The organism is bacterium, assembly GCA_021372615.1.
GTDB lineage: Bacteria > Armatimonadota > Zipacnadia > Zipacnadales > UBA11051 > JAJFUB01.
This window is the reverse complement of record JAJFUB010000148.1, coordinates 1-22,065: the sequence shown is the minus strand read 5'-3', so window position 1 is coordinate 22,065 and position 22,065 is coordinate 1. Positions and strand designations below refer to the sequence as shown.

Annotated in this window: 17 protein-coding genes; 11 read left to right on the top strand and 6 right to left on the bottom strand. The window is 67.9% G+C overall.

The features are described from left to right. From LLH23_21465 to LLH23_21415, 11 genes are all read left to right on the top strand, one after another. On the top strand, positions 1-329 hold a 329-nt coding region (locus tag LLH23_21465; protein MCE5241040.1), incomplete at its 5' end, for an ATP-binding cassette domain-containing protein. Then, positions 326-3,601 carry an ABC transporter permease gene (locus LLH23_21460; GenBank protein MCE5241039.1) on the top strand — a complete coding sequence of 1,092 codons (3,276 nt, stop codon included), beginning with the start codon at positions 326-328 and terminating at the stop codon, positions 3,599-3,601. The genes LLH23_21465 and LLH23_21460, both read left to right, overlap by 4 nt. Then, positions 3,598-4,737, top strand: coding sequence for a PQQ-binding-like beta-propeller repeat protein (locus LLH23_21455; GenBank protein MCE5241038.1), 1,140 nt, complete (start codon positions 3,598-3,600; stop codon positions 4,735-4,737). Before LLH23_21460 ends, LLH23_21455 begins: the two co-directional genes overlap by 4 nt. Before the next feature lie 86 nt (positions 4,738-4,823). Then, positions 4,824-6,029, top strand: coding sequence for a PQQ-binding-like beta-propeller repeat protein (locus LLH23_21450; protein MCE5241037.1), 1,206 nt, complete (start codon positions 4,824-4,826; stop codon positions 6,027-6,029). 161 nt (positions 6,030-6,190) lie between these two features. Then, complete coding sequence (gene dinB / locus LLH23_21445; protein MCE5241036.1) at positions 6,191-7,435, top strand: DNA polymerase IV; 1,245 nt, start codon at positions 6,191-6,193, stop codon at positions 7,433-7,435. Between the two features lie 183 nt (positions 7,436-7,618). Further along, positions 7,619-9,520, top strand: coding sequence for a S9 family peptidase (locus LLH23_21440; GenBank protein ID MCE5241035.1), 1,902 nt, complete (start codon positions 7,619-7,621; stop codon positions 9,518-9,520). A 111-nt stretch (positions 9,521-9,631) separates the two neighbouring features. Beyond that, positions 9,632-11,389, top strand: a complete 1,758-nt coding sequence (locus LLH23_21435) for a hypothetical protein (protein MCE5241034.1) — start codon at positions 9,632-9,634, stop codon at positions 11,387-11,389. 114 nt (positions 11,390-11,503) lie between these two features. Beyond that, the gene (locus tag LLH23_21430) at positions 11,504-13,084 is read left to right on the top strand and encodes an amidohydrolase family protein (GenBank protein MCE5241033.1); all 1,581 of its coding nucleotides are present in this window, start codon (positions 11,504-11,506) and stop codon (positions 13,082-13,084) included. Between the two features lie 17 nt (positions 13,085-13,101). After that, positions 13,102-14,625 (top strand): amino acid permease, encoded by a 1,524-nt coding sequence (locus tag LLH23_21425; protein ID MCE5241032.1) that lies wholly within the window; start codon positions 13,102-13,104, stop codon positions 14,623-14,625. A 4-nt stretch (positions 14,626-14,629) separates the two neighbouring features. Continuing rightward, entirely contained in the window at positions 14,630-14,929 is a 300-nt protein-coding gene (locus LLH23_21420) for a TIGR04076 family protein (protein ID MCE5241031.1), read from the top strand. 8 nt (positions 14,930-14,937) lie between these two features. Next, the gene (locus LLH23_21415; protein ID MCE5241030.1) at positions 14,938-15,882 is read left to right on the top strand and encodes a carbohydrate kinase family protein; all 945 of its coding nucleotides are present in this window, start codon (positions 14,938-14,940) and stop codon (positions 15,880-15,882) included. A gap of 12 nt (positions 15,883-15,894) precedes the next feature. Here LLH23_21415 and LLH23_21410 read toward each other — a convergent pair whose 3' ends face one another. The 6 genes from LLH23_21410 to LLH23_21385 form a co-directional block, all read right to left on the bottom strand. Next, entirely contained in the window at positions 15,895-16,596 is a 702-nt protein-coding gene (locus LLH23_21410; protein MCE5241029.1) for a response regulator transcription factor, read from the bottom strand. Positions 16,597-16,701: 105 nt separating this feature from the next. Further along, positions 16,702-17,457, bottom strand: coding sequence for a hypothetical protein (locus LLH23_21405; GenBank protein MCE5241028.1), 756 nt, complete (start codon positions 17,455-17,457; stop codon positions 16,702-16,704). 5 nt (positions 17,458-17,462) lie between these two features. Next, entirely contained in the window at positions 17,463-18,302 is an 840-nt protein-coding gene (locus tag LLH23_21400) for a hypothetical protein (GenBank protein ID MCE5241027.1), read from the bottom strand. A 1-nt stretch (position 18,303) separates the two neighbouring features. Continuing rightward, positions 18,304-19,476 (bottom strand): hypothetical protein, encoded by a 1,173-nt coding sequence (locus LLH23_21395; protein ID MCE5241026.1) that lies wholly within the window; start codon positions 19,474-19,476, stop codon positions 18,304-18,306. Positions 19,477-19,570: 94 nt separating this feature from the next. Beyond that, positions 19,571-20,752, bottom strand: a complete 1,182-nt coding sequence (locus LLH23_21390) for a fibronectin type III domain-containing protein (GenBank protein MCE5241025.1) — start codon at positions 20,750-20,752, stop codon at positions 19,571-19,573. Between the two features lie 83 nt (positions 20,753-20,835). Continuing rightward, positions 20,836-21,957: a hypothetical protein gene (locus LLH23_21385; GenBank protein ID MCE5241024.1), complete on the bottom strand. Its 1,122-nt coding sequence runs from the start codon at positions 21,955-21,957 to the stop codon at positions 20,836-20,838. Positions 21,958-22,065: the final 108 nt, after the last annotated feature.

Below are 22,065 nucleotides of genomic sequence, written 5' to 3'. Positions count from 1 at the left end.
GCAGACGGCGCTCCTACGACCTCCTCGCCCGCGTGGGGCTCTCCGAGCGTCTCCAGTCCTTCCCCGCGCAGCTTTCGGGCGGCGAGCGCCAGCGGGTGGCCGTGGCCCGAGCCTTGATGAATGAGCCGCGGTTGCTGCTGTGTGATGAGCCGACCGGCAACCTGGACCAGGCCACCGGCGCCGAGGTCGTGGCGCTGCTGCTGGAGTTGGCGCGCAGCGACGGCTTGACCGTGGTCATGGTCACCCACAACCCCGCGCACGCGGCGGCGTGCCAGGCGGTGTACGAGCTACGGGAGGGGAGGCTGGCGCCGTCGGGGGGCCCCCGATGACGCCCCGGCACGTCGTCTGGCGCACGATCCGCCACTACCGCGGCTCCTCGCTGGCAGTCATCGCCGGGCTGGCGGTCGCGACGGCTGTCATTACCGGCTCCCTCATCATCGGCTCCTCGCTCCGAGGTAGTCTGCTGGACCTGTCCCTCGCCCGTCTGGGCGGTGTGAACCACGCGGCGGTTCTGCCGCGCGCGGTGTCGGACCAGATCGCGGCCGGCACGGACGCCCTCGCGCTGCTGACCACGACCGGCACCGCCACCCCCGTCCAGGGCGAACCGAACCCCGTGGGCGTGACCGTCTGGGGCGTGGAGGCAGGCTTCATCACGCTCCAGAGCCTGCCCGCCCTGCCCGCCGACGGGCTGCTCATCAACGCCGCGCTGGCCCGCGACCTGCACGTCAAGGCCGGGGACGAGGTCGCCCTGAGCGTTAACCGGCCGCGCAGCATCGGCCTGGACTCGCTGTTCGCCCGGCGCAAGCTGGCGGAGGTCATGGCGACGCTGACGCTGCCGGTGGCCGCCGTCTTGCCCGACAACGGCCCGGGCGACTTCCGCCTCGACGGCCAGAGCGGACGGCCGCGCAATGCCTTCCTGCCACGCGAGGCCTTGCAGCGCGCGCTGACGATGGCCGGCAAAGCGAATGTGCTGGTGGCGCCGGTGCAGCAGGGCGACTCGAGCGACCTCACCGCCGCGCTGACCCCGCGCCTGTCCCTTGAGGACTACGGGCTGCACCTGCGGGTCAAGCCGCATTCCCTCTCGCTCACCTCCGATGCCTTCACGCTGACCGAGGCCCAGCGTTCGGCCGTCGCCCGCGCCAAGAGTGAGCTGGGCGCCCGGGTGCTCCTGACCTCGACCTACCTCGCCACCGCGATCCGCGCCCCGAACGGCCGGGAGATCGCCTACGCGATCGTCACCGGGGTCAGCGACGGCCGGGCCGTGGGGCTGGGGCGGGAGGTGGATGAGCGCACCGAGGCGTGGATTGCGCTCGGGCCCTGGGCCGCGCAGGACCTGCAGGCCAGGCCGGGCGACCAGCTCACGCTGGAGTACCTCGCTACCAGCCCGGACGGCACGTTCCCGCGCAAGTCGTTACAGGCGCGCTTCGTCGGTGTCGTGCCGATGCAAGGCCTCGGCGCCGACCCGCACCTGATGCCGGACTACGAGGGCCTCACCGATGCCGTGACACTCGGCGAGTGGAAGCCGCCCTTCCCGATTGACATGAGCCGCATCACGCCGCGCGACGAGGCGTACTGGGACAAGTACAAGACCGTCCCCAAGGCGTTCGTCGAGTACTTCGTGACGGACACGATGTGGGGCGGTAAGGACTCGCTGACCTCGATCGAGATCACGCCGCCGCAGGGGCAATCCCCGGCGGCCTTCGCCCCACGGCTCGCGCAGCAGTTGCTCACGGAGTTGCAGACCGGGCAGCCGGTCATCGCCTTCACCAACACCGCTGAACGGGCGCTACAGTCGTCGGCCGGGAGCACGGACTTCAGCCAGCTCTTCCTGGCCCTGAGCATGTTCATCATCGCCGCCGGGGCGGGGCTCGCGGCCATGCTGGTGAGCCTCGGCGTCGAGCGGCGCGCCCGGCAGATCGGCCTGTTGCTGGCCATCGGCCTGACACCACGGCGCGTGCGCAGGCTGCTGCTGGGCGAGGGCCTGATCCTGAACCTGGGTGGCGTCATCCTGGGGCTACCTGTGGGTGTGCTGTACGCGGCGGGGCTGCTCGAGGCCATGGGAGCGTTCTGGCGGGCGGCCCTCGGGGATGCACCGGCGCTGTGGCTGCACGTGGCGCCGACAGACCTGCTGTATGCGGCCCTGGGCGGGCTCCTGGTCGGCGTCGTGACGATCCTGCTGGCCCTCCGGAGCCTGGGGCGACTGGAGCCGATGCACCTGTGGCAGGGCGGCCCCGGCCTCTCCCCCGCCTCGCGGCGGCTGGCCGCGCGTCTGGTGGCGCTCGTCGTGATGCTGGCGGCGGCAACGGGTCTGCTCGTGTGGCCGCAGGCCAATGACGCGGCGCCGAAGGCCATCGCATTCTTTGGGGCGGGGCTGTTGCTGCTGGTGGCCGGGCTGGTGGCCTTGCACCTGGCGCTCACGTGGCCGCGTCGCCATGGGGTGCTGCAAAGCCTGCGCGGCCTGGCGTGGCGCAACGCGGGACAGAACCCGCGCCGCAGCCTGCTCGTGTGCGGGCTCATCGCCGCGGCGACGTTCGTCATCATCACCACCGCCGCCAGCACGCGCGACTTCGGCCGAGCGGACACGTTCGACCGCGCCGGCCCGGCCGGCGGCTTCAACCTGATGGCGACCTCGCAGGTCCCCCTGCCCTACGACCCGGCAACGCCGGAGGGGCGCCGCAACCTCGGCTTCGCCGCTGCCGATGAAGCGCTCCTGGCGCGCTGCACGGTTGTGTCCCTGCTCGCCAGCCCCGGCGATGATCTGAGTTGCGCGAACGCGGCGAAGGCAAACGCGCCGCAGATGCTCGGCTACGGGCAACGGTTCTTCGCGGACGGGCGCTTCGCGGGGGTGCTGGTTGAGGACGACATCAACTACGAGGCGACCCCGGGGATCGTCGCCAAGACCGACAGCGGGACACTGGAGTGGCGTCTGTACAAGCACGACGGGGACCTTTGGGAAACACAAGATGCGTTTGGCCGCCCGATGACACTGCAACTGTTCGCCGGCTTTTCGCGCAGCATCTTCGCCGGCCTGTTGGTCGTGTCCGAGGCGGACCTGAAGCACCTCTATCCCGAAGCGACGGCCCCGTCGTTCTTCCTGATCGAGACGCCCCGGGAGGACGAGCAGGCGGTCGTCGCGGCGCTGCGGCGGACGCTGGGCGACCTCGGCCTGCAAGTCCGGCCCACGCGCGAGACGCTGGCGGAGTATGCCGCCGGGGAAAACGTCTATATCTCCATGTTCATCGCTCTGGGAGCGCTCGGGTTGCTACTGGGCACGGTGGGGCTCTCGGTCGTCACGGCCCGCAACATCATTGAGCGGCGGGCGGAGCTGGCGCTGCTGACAGCCACCGGCTTCTCGCGGCAGCGGCTGGTGTCGCTGCTCCTGCTGGAGCATGGCGGGCTCCTGGTGACGGGCCTGCTGCTGGGGGCGGTGGCGGCGCTGATCGCGATGGTACCCCAGCTTGCCTCGCCCGAGTCATCGGTCAACTGGGCCGGGCTGGTCCTGGCCCTGCTGGCGGTGTTGGCGGTGGGGCTAGGGGCCAACGTCGTCGCGATCCGACGCCATCTCGACGAGGATCTCGTAGGGGCACTGAGGCACGAATGATGAATGCACTGCAGGCCGGGCGGCGGGTGGTGACGCTGAGCGGATGGGCCATGGCGCTCGTCGCGGCCGTCTGGGCCGCCGGAGCCACCTCTCCTACGGCCCACTGGATGTCTTTCCGGGGCACCCCACAGCAGACTGGCGTGGCGACGACGACGTTGTCGGCGCAGCCGCGGCTCCTGTGGCGGTACGACGCCAAGTCGAAGATCGAGGGTGCAGTGGCCGTCTATGGCGACGCGGCATATGTGGGCACCAGCGGCGGGTCGCTGCTGGCGCTGCGCGTCGTGGATGGGCGGCCCAAGTGGCGCTTCCTGGCCGCCGGGGGCATCTCCGCCACGCCCTGCATCACCAACAGCAGCGTTTTCGTCGGCGACGAGACGGGCGTGTTCTACGCCGTGGACCGGAGCACGGGCAAGTTGCGCTGGAAATTCAAGACGCAGGACAATATCGTCTCCTCGGCCAACTGCGGGCCCGGCTACACTCCGACGTACGTGCTGTTCGGCTCGTATGACAACCACCTGTACAAGCTCGACGCCAGGACCGGGCGCGAGCTGTGGAGCTTCGAGTCCGGGGCGCAGGTGCACTGCTCGCCCTGCGTGGTGGGCGACTGCGTGGTCATTGCGGGGTGTGACGGCTTCGTGCGGATCATCAGCCTCAAGAGCGGCAAGCAGGTCGCGGCCGTGGAACTGGGCGGCAACCTGGGTGCCTCGCCGGCCTGCGCGGGAGGCACCGTGTACGCGGCTGGCATGGATGGCCCCGTGGCGGCAGTTCGCGTCAGCGACGGCAAGCTGATGTGGAAGGTGACGCCGTCGGAGCAGGGCTCGTACTATGCCTCGCCCGCGGTGACGGGCACGCACCTGCTGCTGGCCTCCCGAGACAACACGCTGGTGTCACTCAAGGCCGGCACGGGCGTCCTGCAGTGGCGCTTCGACACCCGGGGCGGCAATGACTCCTCGCCCGCCGTTGTCGGCAACCGCGTGTTCTTCGGCAGCGGCGATGGCAGCCTGTACGGGGTGGACCTGGCCGCCGGGACGCGTGTCTGGCAGTACCGCACCGGGAGCATCGGCGGAGGCGTCTCGGCCGCGTATCAGCGGCTGTTCGTCGGCACGGATGCGGGGTTGGTCTACTGCTTTGGCTAGGGGAACCTACGGGGCGGTCAGTTGTTGCTTCAGTGTAGTCTGTCGTGGTAACATATAGCCTGATAACACATTCCGAGAGGACGATGATGCGCAGATCCCTGACCCCTGCCGTGATGGTGCTGTGCCTGGCCACCAGCCTCGCCTATGCCGCGGACTGGCCGCACTTCATGGGCCCGAGCCGCAATGGCCTCGCTCCCGACACCGGCCTGAACAAGGACTGGCGGGCCAACCCGCCGCAGGTGCTGTGGCGGGCGCAGATGAACGACAACGGCTATGCGGGCCCCAGCGTGGCCGGGGGCAAGGTTTTCATCATGGACCGCGCCGGCGACAATGACGTCGTACGGTGCCTGGACCTGCAGAGCGGGCAGGATGTCTGGCGCTATGAGTACCAGGAGGGGGGGCGTGACAACTACGGGTTTGCCCGTGCCACGCCCTCATACGCCGACGGCAAGCTCTACACGCTGAGCCGCTTCGGCATTCTCAACTGCCTGGACGCTGCCAGCGGCCGGGTGGTGTGGACCAAGAGCCTGATGCGCGAGTTCGGCGGGAAGCCGCCGAACTGGAACTACTCGGCCTCACCGCTGGTGGATGGGGACAAGGTGATCGTGCAGGCCGGCAGCCCCAAGGGCAATGTGATGGCCCTGAACAAGGACACCGGCGCCGTGATCTGGGTCGGGGACGATGCGGACCTCGCCGGCTACGGCACCCCCGTCATTGCCACCATCCTGGGCCAGCGGCAGTATGTTGTGCCCACGGGCCGGAACTTCGTGGGCGTGGATACCAACACGGGCAAGACACTCTGGCGCTTCCCCTGGGCGAACAAGTGCAACGTCAACGCCTCCCAGGCCGTCGTGGAGGGCAACTTCGTATTCCTCACCAGCGGCTACAGCATTGGCTGTGCGCTGGTGGAGATCACGCCGCAGGGGCCGAAAGAGTACTGGCGGAACAACGACATCACGCCCCACTTCAGCTCTCCCATCTACTACAACGGGTACATCTACAGCGACAGCGATACCGGTGGGGCGCTGGTGTGCATGAGCCCCCAGCAGGGGCAGGTGTGCTGGCGTCAGGGCGGCTTCGAGAAGGGCGGCCTGCTCATCGCCGACGGTGTCATCATCGCTTGCACCGGCAACACCGGCGATGTGGTGATGTGCAAGGCCGATCCGGGCGGCTACCAGGAGTTGGGCCGCATCAAGCCCCTGGGCGGCCAGGCCTGGACAGCGCCCATCCTCGCCGATGGCTACCTGCTCGTGCGCAACAAGCAAGCGCTGGCCTGCATCAAGCTGAAGTAGGGCCTCGGAGCCCATCCGACCGCCGTTTTGCTTGGCCGCCGGTCCTTGACCGGCGGCCGCGCTCTTTGGGGGCCCACGATGGGCCTGCAATCTTGCTTTTCCGCAGCGCCTTCTGTATAATCATATCGAACATATGTTTGATTCGCAGCGACCCCGGAGCCATGAACCGCCATATTCTTCATGCCGACATGGACGCGTTCTTCGCCAGTGTCGAGCAAGTGCTGCACCCCGAGTACCGCAGCCAGCCGCTGATCGTCGGCGGCCCTGAAGCGCGCGGCGTGGTGTCCGCGGCCTCCTACGAGGCCCGGCGCTTCGGCGTCCACTCCGCCATGCCCATCTGGAAGGCACGCCAGCTCTGCCCGCAGGGCATTTTCCTACCGGTCAACGGCCCCGCCTGCGCGGAGGCGTCGCAACGGGCGCTGGAGATCTACCAGTCCTACACCCCCCGCTTAGACCCCATCTCCATTGACGAGGCCTGCCTGGACATCTCCGGCAGTCTGAAGCTGTTCGGCCCGCCCGAGCAGATCGCCCGCGCGATTCAGGATCGCATCGAGCGTGAGTTGGGCCTGTCGGTGTCCATCGGCCTGGCCCCCAACCGCCTCGTCGCCAAGATGGCTTCCGACTGGCACAAGCCGCGCGGGCTGACGATCGTGACCCCCGAGCAACTCCCCGACATCCTGGCGCCGCTGCCGGCCGAGAAGCTCTGGGGCCTCGGCCCGGTCACCGCCCAGCGCCTCAAGCAGATGGGCATCAGCACCATTGGCCAGATCCAGCGGTTGCCGGTGCTGCTGCTGGAGCGGGAGTTCGGCGCCCACGGCCGGCAGTTGCACCGCGCGGCACTCGGGCAGGATGACACGCCGGTGCCGATCTATGACGGCACGCGCGAATGGCGGCAGATGAGCGAGGAGACGACCCTGGCGCGCGATACGCGGGATGTGGAGCTGCTGGGGCGAACGCTGCTGGTCCTGTGTGACGAGCTGGCGCGACGGCTCCGGCGCGAGGGCTACCAGGCCCGCACCGTGACCCTCAAGATCCGCCTGGAGGACTTCACCAACTTCACCCGCTCCTGCACCATGGACCGGGTGACGGACAGCGAGCTGGACCTGTACGCGGAGGCGACGCGGCTGCTGGGACAAGTGGTGGGCTGTAAGGCGGGGGCTTGTACCCCGCCGGACAGGGGCGGGGTACAAGCCCCCGCCCTACAGTCTGCCTACAAACTCGGCGCCCGGCGGGTACGGCTGATCGGGGTGGCGGCGGGGAACCTGGTGCGGACGGGCATGCCCTGGCAGCTCTCGCTGTTCGAGGAGAGTGCGAGCCGCCGTCGTAGCCTGTGCCGCGCCCGCGACCGGATCATCGGCCAGTTCGGCAAACGGGCCATCGAGCGGGCCAGCTTGATGGACGACTGATGGAGCGCGGCTCTCCAGAGCCGCAAGCCGTTGCCGTAGGAGCGCCAGCTTCCAGCTGGCAGCCGTTGATACCACCGAACGCACTACACGGAGAGGCGGCTCTGGAGAGCCGCGCTCCAACGGCAGGACTCCACCTCACCTCCGCCGAACCACTCTCCCATCCTGCCCCCGGAGGCCATCACGATGCAGCGTCTGTGCTGCCTTCTCTGCTTGCCCCTCTTCCTGACAGTGGCCCTCGCCCAGCAAACGGCCACCTACACCGTCAAGCTCGGGGCCTTCCCGTGGCATGACCGCGTGAACCAGTGGGCCCTCAGCCAGATCCCCGACAAGTACCTCAGCGACCACGCCATTCCCCAGCAGAGCTGCACTGCCCGCAACATCATCGTTCCCGAGGGCACCAAGCAAGCCACCATCGGCGTGCTGGACAAGCAGCTCGCCGAGTTCCTGACCAAGCAGACCGGCGCCACGGACACCGGCGACAAGCTGCAGATCAAGCAGGGCGGCGGCACGCTGGACTATGCCATCGTGACCGTGGCCAACCCGCCCACGGAGATGAAGCACACGTGGATGAGCGCCGGGCTGATCCTGCTGGCGCTGGACCCGCCGCTGCAAGCCGCTGCACAAGCCCCGGCTGCCCCGGCCGGCGGCGTACAAGCCCCCGCTCCACAGCCGCCCGCCGCCGGCCAGTATGTCCCCGGCGACAAGGCTGCGCCGTGGCATGACCGCGTGGGTCGCTGGGTCATCAACAAGGTGCCGGCGGGGTATCAGAACCTGCCCCCGGTGCCGCAGCAGAGCTGTGACGCCAAGACGCTCGTTCTGCCGACGGGGACCAAAGCCGTGACCATCGCCGTGTCCGACACGGACCTGTCCGAGTTCCAGAAGCGCTACCCGCAGATCAAGGACACGGGGCTGGACCTGTCGGTCGAGCCGCCCGGGGGCGGGTCCGGGCTCCCCTACTCGATCATCACCTTCCCCGACCCGCCCGAGAATGGCGACTTCCGCGCCTTCGCCAAGGGCGGGATCGTGCTGCTCAAGCTGGATGCAACGGCGGGAGCCGGGGCCGGCGGGACGCCGGCACTGGTCGCCCCAGGAGGAGCCAAGAGTGTGCTGAGCCAGGAACAGGAGTTCGTCGCCCAGGAATGGCCGTTCCAGCCGGGCGAGCGCAAGGTGAAGATGTTCGTCCAGGAGCCGGCCGCCGGCATTACCGCCAACACCGGCCTGATGCTCGTGCTGCACAACTGGGGCGGGGTCTACAACTCCGCCGAGTACGTCAAGTGGTGCAAGACCTTCGCCGACCGCTTCAACGTCATCGCGATGTCGGTCAACTATCTGCAGAGCGGGCCGGGAAGCTGGTCGGCGGACAAGCCCTACGACCACGGCTACCTGCAGGCGATGGACTGCCTCCGGGCGCTCTATGCCGTCTGGAAGCAACTGAAGGACAAGGGGATCGCGTTCGACGAGCACCGCGTGTACTCGATGGGCGGGTCCGGCGGGGGCAACGTCACCGAGATGGTGATGAAGCTGGCTCCGCACACCTTCGCCTGCGGGGTGGACATCTGCGGGATGCCGGGGCTCATTGACGCCATCGCCTACGGCACCGGCGAGGGCACGAGCCTGAACGCCGGCTACGGCAAGGACCCGGCCAAGCCCAACTACCTCAGCCCCGACATGCAGCAGATCCGCGACTTCGGCAACCTGGAGCACTGCAAGCTGCTGAGAGCCGCCAACCCGGGCCTGAAGATCGTCATCGTCCACGGCCTGACTGACCCCACCTGCCCGCCGATCCCCAAGGTCGAGCAGTACGCGAACATGCTCCGCGCGGGTCTGTCGGTGGACGGGCACTTCCTGACCGAGGCGGATGTGGACGGCACCGCCGTCACGACCACCGGCCACCCGGTCGGCAACCGCGAGCAGGTGGTCATCAAGTACGCCGACGAGTACATGAAGGAAGACGGGAAGCTGAAGAAGGCGACCGCCGGGCCGAGTGACTTCACCCACGGTGGGACGTTCGAGTACCCGACGACCGGCGGGAAGTTCGTGATAGACTTCACGGCCGCGCCGACGATCAGGTTCGTGGCGAAGTAGGCGGCGGGTGCCGCCGCCGGCCGTGGGGCCCGCCGCACACGTGAGACCGCAAGCGATCTCGGCGGCACCCACGACCTGAGTTGCAGACCACCCAGAGCAGAGAGCGTGAGCATGTCCGACCCGATTGACCGCACCATCTACCTCGCCCGGGGCGGCAAGCCCCATGTCGCCAACATCGCCCACCTGACCGAGACCCACAACTGCGTCTCGACCGCGCACCATCTCTACCAGGGGCTCGTGCGCGGGGAGAAGGACGCCGACTTCGCCCTGCTCTGCGGGGCCCTCCGTGACCAGCGTGACACCGACCCGGACAGCCCGACCTATGGCTGCCTGAAGTGGTACCTCGAAGACCCCGCCATCGGCGACACCAACGCCTCGTTCTTCATCTGCCTGCCGCTGTCGCTGCTGTGGCTGAACCACCGCGACCAGCTCACCGATGATGAGGCCGAGGCGCTACGCTCGATCTTCGCCGCCGTGTCCCCGTGGTTCCGCCACATGGCCGACAGCCCCAGCCTCTACTACCCCAACAAGTGCCTGGGCGATGTGGCGATGCTGCTCGTGACCGGGTACATCCTGCAGGACGAGGCGATCCAGCAGGAGGCGCGGGACTTCTGCCGCCGCTACCTGGACTACATCGAGCGGCGCGGCACGGGCTGGGGCGAGGATCACTCGCCCGTCTACACGCGCGTCATCGCCGAGATGGGGCTGCTCATCATGCTGCTGGAGCACCACGGGGAGCTATACGACCGCACCCGCGCGATGCTCGATCGCCTGATGGCCTGGGCGGCCTTCCACGACGGCCTCGACGCCGTGCCCAGCATCCGCGGCTACAACTTCGCCTGCGACCTGGAGGTGCCGTGGGGTCTCCTGGAACTGATGGCGGGGGCGCAACCCAAGGACCCCAACGCGCCGCTGGCGGTGCTGGCCCGTGCGACCGGCTACAGCTATGTGCCCGCCCCGCAGCCTCTCCCCCGCTCCCATCGCCAGCGCACCTTCGATGAGCACACCAGCGTCAGCCACATCCGCGAGCACGCGCGGCTGGGGACGCTGAGCCACTATCCCATCATGCCCAACACGACCATGCACGACGCCTGGGGCCTGGGGTGGCAGAGCAAGCCCGCCTCGTTCATCGTCAACCAGCAGGACTACGGCGTACTCGAATGGGCGACGGTGGATGACGAGGGCACACCCCGGCAGCATGAGGCCGCCGGAACCATCTGGGACTACGCCAGCCGCCACCTGTTCAAGCGCGTGTCGTTCCACCCGGAGGTCGTCTTCGCCGCCCACCAGCATGAGGGAGCGGCGATCATCTTCCGCGAGGTGCACCAGTTGCACTCGCCCACGGTGCGCCTGGAGGACCGCTGGCGGCTCGCGCGCGGGGGCGGGCGGGTGCTGATCGGCGGGGAAGCATGGGACGGCGCGCCGACGGAGGCGCCGGCGGACTGGCTGGTGCTGGACTACGGCGCCTGCGCCGTGGCGCTCCGCCCGCTGCAATGCCGCGTGCTCGATGTGCCCGAAGATGATCCGAACCCCCAGCGGCGCGAGGCGGGGAACATCGTGGCCCTGCCGCCGCGCCTGGAGCGCACCGACCGCGGCCTGCAGGTCAGCCTGCCGCTCATCGCCGAGGATCGGGGCACCATCACGCAGCCGCTGCTGTTCAGCGGCTGGTGTGTGGTGCTGCTGGACGATCCGGCGCAGGCGGCGGGGCTGTCGGTGCAGGAAACCCTCCGTGAGGATGGCGAACTCCCCCGGCCGTACGGGGAGTTGATCCGCACGGTTGAGCTGGCCAGCCCGTACGGCACGTTGCGGCTGGAGCGTGACATGCTCAGCGGGGTGGAGCGGCGCTGGACGAACGGCGCGCCGGCGTAGGCGGGTTCGTCCTCGAACCCGCACATGCCGCGCGTCACGATCATGTGGGTTCGAGGACGAACCCACCCACGCGCCTCGCGGCGCCCCAATGACGATCGCACCATGGAGACTGACATGACCTACTTCGACGCTTGCTGTATTCTCGGCCGGTCGTTGCGGTTCGGCCCCAACCACCCCTGCACCGCGTCCCAACTCCTCTCGGAGATGGATCACTTCGGCATCCACGAGGCGCTGGTGCTCGATAGCATGTCCGTGTCCACCAACCCGATGGCCGGCAACGCTCGCATCCTGGACGTGACCCGCGACCAGCCGCGCCTGCACCCGGCCTGGACGCTGCTGCTGCCCAACAGCCGCGAGTTTCCGCCGCCTGAGGAACTCCTCAAGCAGATGCGTGCGGCGGGCGTCGGAGCGGTCTGGATGTTCTACAAGCACTTCCTTCTGCCGCTGGATGACTGGGCCACGGATGAGCTGCTGGAGCCGCTGGCCGAGGCGCATGTGCCGCTGTTCCTGTCGCCCGACAGCAACCTCGAGGGCTACAGCGACCGCACCGACTGGAGCGCGGTCGTGGCCCTGTGCAAGCGTCACCCGCAGATGCCGGTGGTGGTCAGCGAGAACCGCATCTACCGCAGCCAGCGCGCGCTGTACGAGGCGCTCAACGCCTGCCCCAACCTGCACCTGGACCTGTCGTCGGTCTGGCTGCACCACCGCATCGAGTTCATCTGCCGCGAGTGGGGGGCCGAGCGGCTGGTCTGGGCCTCACACCTGCCCGAGCGCACACCCGGGACGCCGCTGATGCAACTGAACTACTCGGACATCTCCGAGGACGAGCTGGCGCTCATCGCGGGCGGCAATCTGCGGAACCTGCTGAGTTGGAACCGGAAGGTTAGCTCCGTCGAGCAGGCGGAGTTCCCCGAGCCTGTGGACACGCTGCACCGCAAGGTGCGCCTGCGGGAGTCGCTGCGGGACGAGCAGTTCGCGGACTGTCACGGGCACATCGGCTGGGCCGATCCGTACCACGTGGTCAATGACACCCCCGCCGACCTCGTCGCCGAGATGGATAAGTTCGGTCTTGACACCTGCTGCGTCTTCGGAATGCAGATCATGGGCGACAACGACTTCGGCAACGACGAGGTCGCGGCCATGCTGCGCGCCTACCCCGGTCGCTTCGTCGGCTTCACGTTCGTGAACCCCAACTACGGCGAGGCGGCGATGCTGGCGGAACTGGAGCGCGGGCTGTCGCTGGGGATGCAGGGGATCAAGCTGATGCTGGACTCGTATGCCACATACCCCTCAAGCGGGCCGCTGGTGGAAGTGCCGTGCCGCTTCGCCCATGAGCATGGCCAGATCATCCTGAGCCACACCTGGGGAGGGGCCGACCGGATCCGAGACCTGTGCCAGCGCTACCCCAACGCCTGCTTCATCGCCGGCCACGCGACCGCGGCATTTGTGGATGTGTGCCGCGAAGTGGACAACCTGTACATCTGCACCTGCCCCTTCCTGGCGTGGAACCAGACGGAGCAGTTCGTGCAGATGTACGGCGCAGACCGCATCCTGTTCGGCTCGGACCTGACCGATCTGCCGATCTCGTGGGGCCTGGGGCAGATCATGTATGCCCGCATCTCGGAAGAGGACAAGCGCAAGATCCTGGGCGGGAATCTGCGGAAGATCATGGAGCGGTACGGCGTGAAACGCTAGCGCGCAGGGAGGCCCTGATGAGCCAACTGTTCCGCTGCAAGACGCTGACTCAGCTTCACGAGGAGATGGCGGGGGATAACCGCTTGCGGCGGGTGCTGGGGCCGGTGTCGCTGACCAGCCTGGGGATTGGCTGCATCATCGGTGCCGGCATCTTCGTGTTGGTCGGCATGGTGGCCCATGACAAGACCGGCCCGGCCCTGATCGCCTCGTTCATCATTGCCGGGCTGGCCTGCATCTTCGCCGCGTTCTGCTATGCGGAATTCGCCTCCATGGCGCCGGTGGCGGGGTCGGCCTACACGTATGCGTACGCGACCCTTGGGGAGCTACTGGCGTGGATCATCGGTTGGGACCTGGTCCTGGAGTACACGGTGGCCTCGGCTTCGGTGGCGCATGGCTGGTCCAAGTACTTCCAGAACCTCCTGGGCATCTTCGGCCGGCAGGTGTGGCCACAGGTCGCCGACGCGCCCTTCGGGCCGGATAAGGTGACAGGGCTGCTGGGACCGACGGGCAGCTACTTCGACCTGCCCGCCATCGCCATCATCGCCCTCCTCACAGTCATTCTCGTCATCGGGATCCGCGAGAGCGCGCGCTTCAACTCCACCATGGTCATCATCAAGGTGGCGATCGTGCTGCTGGTGGTGGCCGTGGGCGCGTTCTTCGTCAACCCCGCGCACTGGCGCCCTTTCGCGCCGTTCGGCTGGGCGGGGCTCAGCCTGTTTGGCCAGACGGTCTGGGGGATGGTGGGCAAGGATGGCGCGCCCGTCGGGGCGCTGGCGGGGGCGGCCATCATCTTCTTCGCCTACATCGGCTTTGACTCGGTCTCCACGCACGCCGAGGAGGCGCGACGGCCGCACCGCGACGTCCCGATCGCCATCGTGGCTTCGCTGGTGATCTGCACTGTCTTGTATATCGCGGTCGCCGCGGTCATCACCGGGATGGTGCCCTACAGCGAACTCAGCATCGAGGCCCCGGTGGCCGCGGCGTTTGAGACCGTCGGATTGACCTGGGCGCAGTTCGTGGTGGCGCTCGGCGCCGTCGTGGGGATCACGTCGGTGCTCATGGTGCTCATGCTGAGCCAACCGCGAGTGCTCCTGGCGATGGCCCGCGACGGCCTGCTGCCCACGAGCTTCTTCGGGGCGGTGCATGCGCGCTTCCGCACGCCGTGGAAGTCCACCATCGCGACCGGCCTGATCGTGGCGGTTTTGGCCGGCCTGATCCCGCTGCAGATCCTGGCCGAGCTGGTCAACATCGGCACGCTGCTGGCCTTCGTGATCGTGTGCCTGGCGGTGCTGGTCATGCGGCGCACCAACCCGGACGCAGCGCGCCCCTTCCGCTGCCCGTGGGTGCCGGTCATCCCGGTGCTCGGCACGCTCACGTGCCTGCTGCTGATGTTCTCGCTGCCCGTGCAGAACTGGTGGCGGCTGGGGATCTGGCTGGCCATCGGGTTGGTCATCTACTTCGGCTATGGCCGCCGGCACAGCATCCTGGCCCAGACGGAGGCCGGGGCCCCGTGCCCGGCGGCGCAGGCGTCCACGGAGTAACACCATGCAGGCCAGGGTCCGCATCACCGTCATGAAGCGCCTGTTGCTCGAGGACATGGTGGCCGACACCGCGACAGGACGTTGGCAGGCCTGCGACAAGCTTACCGAGGGCCAGGAGTTCATCTCCGACACGAACATGCCCGAGGGCTTCTGCTCGTGGGCGTGGGTGGACATCCAGAAGTATGTCATCACGTTGGCGCGGGGCGGGAACTTCATCGGCTCGCGCCCCGGGTGCACCGTCGCCTGCTGCAGCGACGGCTACCGCCCGGTTATCTTCAAGCTGGAACGTATCGAGGAGACTTGACCTGTCCCATGGGCTTTGAGAAGCGCTTCGATGTCATCGCCGTCGGTGACCTGAATGTAGACCTCATCCTCGCCATCGAGGAGCTGCCGCAGTTCGGTCGCGAGGTGCTGGCGCGGACGATGAGCCGCCACCCCGGCGGGGTGGCCGCGAACTTCGCGGCGTATTGCGCTCGCCTCGGCCTGCGGGTGGCGCTGGTGGCGCGCGTGGGTGATGACGAGTTCGGCCCGTTCCTCACCGAGAGCATGGAGCGCGTAGGGGTGTGCACGAATTACGTCAAGGTGGACGAGGAGCTGCGCACCGGGACGACCGTTTCGCTCTCGGGGCCGCATGACCGCGCCTTCGTCACCTACCTGGGCACCATCGACTCGCTCACCGGCCCGGACATTCCGGATGCCCTGCTGGCGCAGACGCGATTCATGCACGTCGGGAGCATCTTCATGCAGACGAAGCTGCAGCCCGACCTGCCCGGGCTGTTCGGCCGGGCTGCCCAGGTCGGGGTAGTGACCTCGCTGGATACCGGCTACGACCCGTATGAGCGGTGGGACAGCGGCCTGTGGGAGCTGCTGCCGCAGGTGGACCTGTTTCTGCCCAACGAGGTGGAGGTCACGCACCTGGGCCGCCTGGATGACCCGCTGCAGGCCGCCGCGGCCCTGCCGCAGCCGCGCGTGGGCACGGCCCTGAAGCTCGGCGCGGAGGGTTCACGCTTCGTGCAGGCGGACCGCATGCTGGCCGCGCCGGTCTTCGGCGTGCAGATGATAGACACGACGTGTTGCGGTGATGCCTTCGACGCGGGGTTCATCGCGGCGTGGCTCGACGGTCAGGAGCCGCAGGAATGCCTGCGCTGGGGCAACGCCGTGGGAGCGCTGGTAGGCTCGGGGCCGGGCAACATGATGGCAGCGGTATCGCGCGAAGCGGTCGAGCGCGTGCTGGCGACGGGCGCGGTCGCGTCGTAGGAACCAGGCCGGCTATTCGCTCACGTCGAACCGGTAGCCGACGCCCCAGACGGTGGCGAGCGACCAGGGCACGTCCCGTCCCTCTTCGAGCTTCTTGCGCAGGCGCTTGACGTGCGTGTCCACGGTGCGCAGGTCGCCACTGGACGGGGCATAGCCCCAGACCTCTTCGACGATCTCATCGCGGCGGAAGACGCGGCGGGGGTGTGAGGCGAGGTGGTAGAGCAGGTCGAACTCCTTGGGGGTCAGGTGCACCGCTTCCCCCTGGCACTCGACGGTGCGCGTCGGTAAGTCCACTTCCAGGCCGGGGTAGCTGAGCCGGCGCTTCTGCGCAGCGGCCTTCTCGGTCATGAGGGTGCGGCGGAGCATGGCACGGACGCGAGCTACCAGCTCGCGCGCCCCGTAGGGCTTGGTGATGTAGTCGTCGGCGCCCAGCTCCAGGCCGACGACCTTGTCCACCTCATCATCCTTCCCGCTGATCATGATGATGGGCAGATCGCTCTTGCCGCGGATCTGCCGGCACACTTCGAGACCGTCCATCCCGGGGAGCATCAGGTCCAGGAGCACCAGGTTGGGGCGCTGTTGGGCGAGGGCTTCGAGCCCTTGCTCGCCCGTGGTGACTGCCTCCACCCGATACCCCTCCTTCTCCAGCGCAGTTGCCACCATCTTCCGGTCAGCTTCGTGGTCCTCGATCAGTAGGACGGTCTCCTTGTCCATCCGCGTCACTCTCCCTCGCCCCGGGGCTAACTCGTGCAGAACGCAAAACACTGTCAGCTCGTCATCCCGACACACCATCTCCCCATTTTCCCCCGCGTCTTTCTATCATTTCGTCACTAGATGTCTGACTCCTTCCACGACTGCCGGCCACCAGTCATAGAACAGGAACTGAACACGGCCGATCAGGAGCGAAATCCGGGCCATGACCGTGTTACCGAAGCTAGCCCCGAAGGCGATCATCAAGAACCAGACACCCAATCTTGAGCTGGCCCCGAGCAGCCGCTTGTGCTCCTGCGAGAAGTAGAAGTAACTCAGCACGCAGATGACGCCCAGCACCAGGACCAGGGCATTGAAGACCGCGAACGCGGCGCCGGCGGACAGGTCCAGGGCGCCAGGGGCGTGGGTCAACACCAGGGGGCGATGGTACAGCAGCGGGCGGATCGTCCCGTGCATCTGCTCGAGGATGTTCGCCTGCACCACCACCGGGATGCTGGACCCGGCGGTCACCCCCACGACGAAGGCGATGGGCCAGCGCGACAGCCAGCCATACTTGGGGATGAAGCGGCTGACCATCAGCAGGCCCAGGATCCCGGGGATGATGACCCAGTAGTCGGGGCGCACGGTCGGATCGCCGCCGAGCTGCGGGAAGATGCGGTACAGCAGGATCGGCAGCACGGCCTCGTGCCAGACAACGATGATGCCGTACCCGGCCGAGATGCCCACGAAGACATGCTCGGCGAACTTGTAGAAGGGGTTGTCCTTGATGAGGAAGGACAGGATGGCGAAGGTCAGCAGGGCCTGCACCCACAGGCTGATGACTTCGGGGCTGGTGAGCACGTCGGCGGCGCCGTGGGCCGGCATGGTCCCTACCCCTCCCCCGTCCGGCGAGCATGTGCGCGCCCCGCGAAGTACCCGACGTTGCCCAGGATCACGAACAGGACGATGACCAGGTGGGCCACCGACTGAGAGGACATGCCCAGGGCGCCGACGTCCGGGTGGTTGACCAGGTGCTCGTACTCGGCCGCCCCGCGCATCCCGTTGATGAGGCCCACGATCTGCCCCGTCTGCAGGTACACGTAGTTGTCGGTGGCCATGACAGCGGTGATGCCGAGGGCCAGCGTCAGATGGAAGCGCTGGTGCGCGAAGGCGATCCAGGCGCCGGGGGCCGAGCCGGTGGCCAGGTCTACGGCCAGGCCAATGTCGTCATAGCCCTTGACGTTGCGCATGATCGGCAACTGGGACAGCGGGGTGCCGCGGGTGTCGGTCGGGTAGGTGGTGGCGAAGCCGGACCCGATGCCCAGGATCACCGACTGCCAGCCCGGCTTGAAGCCCAGATTCACGTAGTCCTTCCCGTAGCGCACCTGGAAGTCCGGCGTCACCTTGGCGAAGGCCATCTCGATCATCGGCGGGCCCTGCGGGTGGAGCGTCATGGCAATGACGGGCACGTGGCGCATGAAGCACTGGCGGATGAGCGCCATGGCCATGGGGTGGATCTCGGGCATCCCGGCCGGGCCATAGTCGAAGATCAGCATGACCGGCTTGCCGGGCGGCAGCTTCTGGATGTAGTGGTACACGGCCACCGTGGCCGGCGTCGGCGTGCCCTGGAGGAACTGCAGATGGGTCAGGAAGGGCACGACCACGGCCAGGGCGATGCACAGGAAGATCCAGCGGCGATCGATGTGGATGAGGCGGGCGAGCACGTTCATGTCAGCGCCCCCCCAGGTGCGAGCGCTCGATGCCCAGGATGATCCGCAGCGAGGTCGCGACCGAGCCGAGAGCCACGCCGAAGAGGATGCCCCGCTTGGCCGCCACCGTGGGGTACATCATGAACCACTCGGACACTTGCGGCATGTGCTTGTAGAACAACTCGCCGATGGGCACGCGGCCGATCATCACGATCACGGCTACCAGCAGCAGCACGGTGGCTTCGGGGGTGCGCGCCCGGAAGGTGCGGTAGGCCGCCGAGGCCATGAAGAAAGCCAGGAGCGCGAACATCGTGCTGTCCAGCGGCACCACGATGCTCTCAAAGAGCCACTTGAAGCCGGGGCCGTCGGCCTGGGCGAGGACCTTGCGGAGAATGGGGTGACGCTCAGTCCGGGCAAAGGTGCCGTTGACAACCTCGCCGACCGTCGCCGACACCGTGGCGGGGCCGACTGGCGCCAGGACCACGTCATCGAACCAGACCGTGCCCTCACCCTTCAGGTCCAGGCTCACCTGCGCAAAGGCGGCCCCGCGCGGGGCCATCCCCGACACCATGAGCGTCTCCCACAACTCCCCGACGACCCGCGATGGGCACGCCTGGTAGCCGCCGGCCACGGGCTTGCTGTCCTGGTCGAGGAAGGTCACCGCGATTCCGGCGCCCGGGCCGCTCACCGTGTGGCCGCGGACCCAGGCGCTCAGACGGCACAGCGCTCCCGGCTGGACGGCGATGTTGCCCCAGTTCTCTTCCCACCCGGCCCAGCGGTTTGACCATGCGCCTTCCGCCGACGTGCTGGTACCGCGCAGACGCACGGAGCCGGGAGCCGTGTGGCCCTCCCGCCGGTCCCATACGCCCTGAAGGTTGTCGCCTTCGCCGCTGAGGCCCCAGCCCTGTGGGAGGGGCACCTCGCCCGGGCGGAAGAGGCCGATGTAGAGCATGAGGAAGAAACTGAGCAGCGTCACAATGCTGTAGCCGTACTCGCGCTGCCGCCGCCGGATCTTCTCCCAGTTGGCCTGGCAGATGCTGGCGATCCCCAGCGTCATGGCGAAGGCGCCGATCACGCGCACCCAGTCGTTGAGCAGGTCGAACCCCGCCACGCCCACCTGGTGGGGGACGAAGAACTGGATGAACATGAACAGGCCCGTGACGAACCCGATTATCAGTGGTAGCTGGCGACGCATGGTTGTTGGGGGTTGGGAGTTGGGGATTGGGTCTTGGGGACGATGGCGCCCTGCGCCGTAGCCGTCCCCAATCCCCAGTCCCCAGTCCCTGCCTCTACTGCACCTGTACCAGTTTCATGAACCATTCGCCAATCGTGTTGGCGTTGACGGTGACCAGCAGCGTACCGACAAGCAACATGGCGAAGATGGCGATCTTGCCCAGGTCCTGGCCCTTGAGCTGGGCGAGCAGGATCGGGTCACGCGATAGATAGGCGCCGGCGGCGTATAGCTCCTCGCCCATCAGCGTGTAGTCACAGCTGGTGATGAAAAAGGGGAGCTGGGTGTCGGCGTCGGTGCCGGCGATCTGGATGGCGCCGGTCGTCGCGCCGGTCTCGGCCAGGATCAGCGACTCGGCGAAGAAGAAGCCCATGAAGAAGTTGGCGGCGGGCTTCTCGCGCAGCATGATGCCATCCACAGCCGCGACGTAGCCGAACTGGCTGTCGGTCACGTAGTAGATGCTGTCGGGGTCGTAGGCGTCCGGCTTGCCGGCCTCGAGGTAGGCCTCGTGCACGATCTCGCGCTGGACCGCCATCACGAGAGGGTCGTTGCACGGAACCAGGATGGGGGTCTCGTAGGCGGCGGTGCGTTTGGCCAGATGACCCAGGATGAGCATGGCGGCGATGGTGGCGATGTCGCCTACGCCGGTGAGGCCCGAGACATACAGGATGGGCCGTCCCATCTCCGTGGCGCGGCCGATGGCGTCATCCACCGCCCGCAGGCCCGCGATGGGCCGGATGTACATGTCCCGCCGCCGCGCCAGCACGATGGTGGCGATCACGATGGCCACGATCAGCAGCGAGGTCACCAAGACGTTGGTCTGGTCTGCCTTGAACCACTTGCCGTGCGGCGCCACCGGACCCGCCAGGACCATCTGGCTCTCGGACACACCCTCGGCCAGGGAGTCCGGGGCGTGCTCGTCGGGAGCGAACTCCACACCCGCGGGGGCATAGACCGCCGTGACGCCCGCCTGGTACTTCCGCCAGGGCTTGAGATCGGTCAGCTTCGTATCGCTGGCGGCGGCGTCGGGGATCAGCTCCTGCACCTTCGCCTGTTCGTGCCCGGTCTGCACGAAGACGCGATAGCCTACCAGCGCGCGGCCGGAGGGGGCTGTCTCGGTCGGTGCCTTCCAGGACAGCAGGAGCTTGTCGCCCTTGTCGTCGTCGGGGTCGTCGGTCAGCTTGAGGGCCGTCGGGGGCGGGAGGGACTGGCAGCAGGCGGCGGAACAGGCCAGCAGCACCAGCGCCGCCATCGCGAGGGGACGCGGTTGTGGGAGGGCTCTCGAAAGCCCTCCCAAAGCGGCACTACCCCGGCCGGGAACAGTCACTGCTCGATCAACTCCACATTCGCTCGCGGCACTGTAACCTCCGTGCCGTCCTCCAGGCGGGCTCGCAGTACCCGTACCCGCGCCTCGGTCGCAATCTGCTGCAGCTCTTCGGGCAGGGCCGTGACCGTGGCCAGTTGCCCGAAGTACGGCTCGCGGATCAGTCGCAGCGGGCTGCCGATGTTCAGCAGACCTGCCTCTTCGGCCTCCGGGGTCAGCGGCTGCGCTCCCGGCGCGGCGACGATGACCTCCGGCCGGATGACACCGGCGCGGATCTGGGTGGCGCCACTGACCGAGGCGAACTGACCGGCCCGGGCTTGCAGCAGCTCGAACGAACGCCGGGCCATGGGGATCGTCCCGAAGCCCTCGGTCACCACCAGCGTCAGGCCCAGCTTCTCATGGCCTGTGACCGCCACGCCCAGGTGGTACCCCAGCAGCTCATCCACATCGGTGTCGCTGACGCCCCCCACGACCACTGCCTTCGCCTTCACGGCGATGGCCCGCCGCAGCGTCGCCAGACCGGCGTGCGACCCGCCCACAATGACCTTCCCCGCACAGTCGTCGCCGAGGCGGTCCGGCGTGAGCGGCTGATCGGGGGCATTGCACGCGAGCTTCAACTCGCCGTATGTTTCGCCGCCCAGCCCGAAGATCCCTTGCAGCAGCGCCCCCACGGTCTCGATGGTGACGCCCTCGTCGCCCGACACCTCGACGACGGTGCCGTCCACATAGGCTTCGAGCGACACCGGCGTCGGCGCCCCGCGCAACAGCGCCTGGCCGGTGATGTCGCTCACCGACTCGAGGGTGCCGGGCACCGGCGCCTTGGCGTAGGCGTGGAACAGACCGAAGAAGGACTTGGCCTCGGCCAGCACCTCGCCGGCCTCCACCGCGTCGCCGACCTGTTTGACCATGTGTCCGGGTACTTCGTTCGGCTGGCAGTTCATCTCCCGGGCGATGTTGACGGTGGTGACATTGCCGGGCAGCTCCGTGGCGGCGACGATGTCCGTCGCCCGCACACGGTCGCCCACCTGGACGTGAATCTTGCCAGGCAGCGGCAGCCGCCGCAGCTTGCGCAGCAGCGCCTGCTGGGTGACGCGAAGACCGGGTGTGTAGGCGTGGGCCATAGGGCAGGGCTCAGGATTCAGGGATCAGGGTTCAGGGACGGTCGCGGTCGGTGACCGCTCCCACAATGCGATGGTCTCTTGCCTCGCCGGACGGTGTGGGAGCGGTCA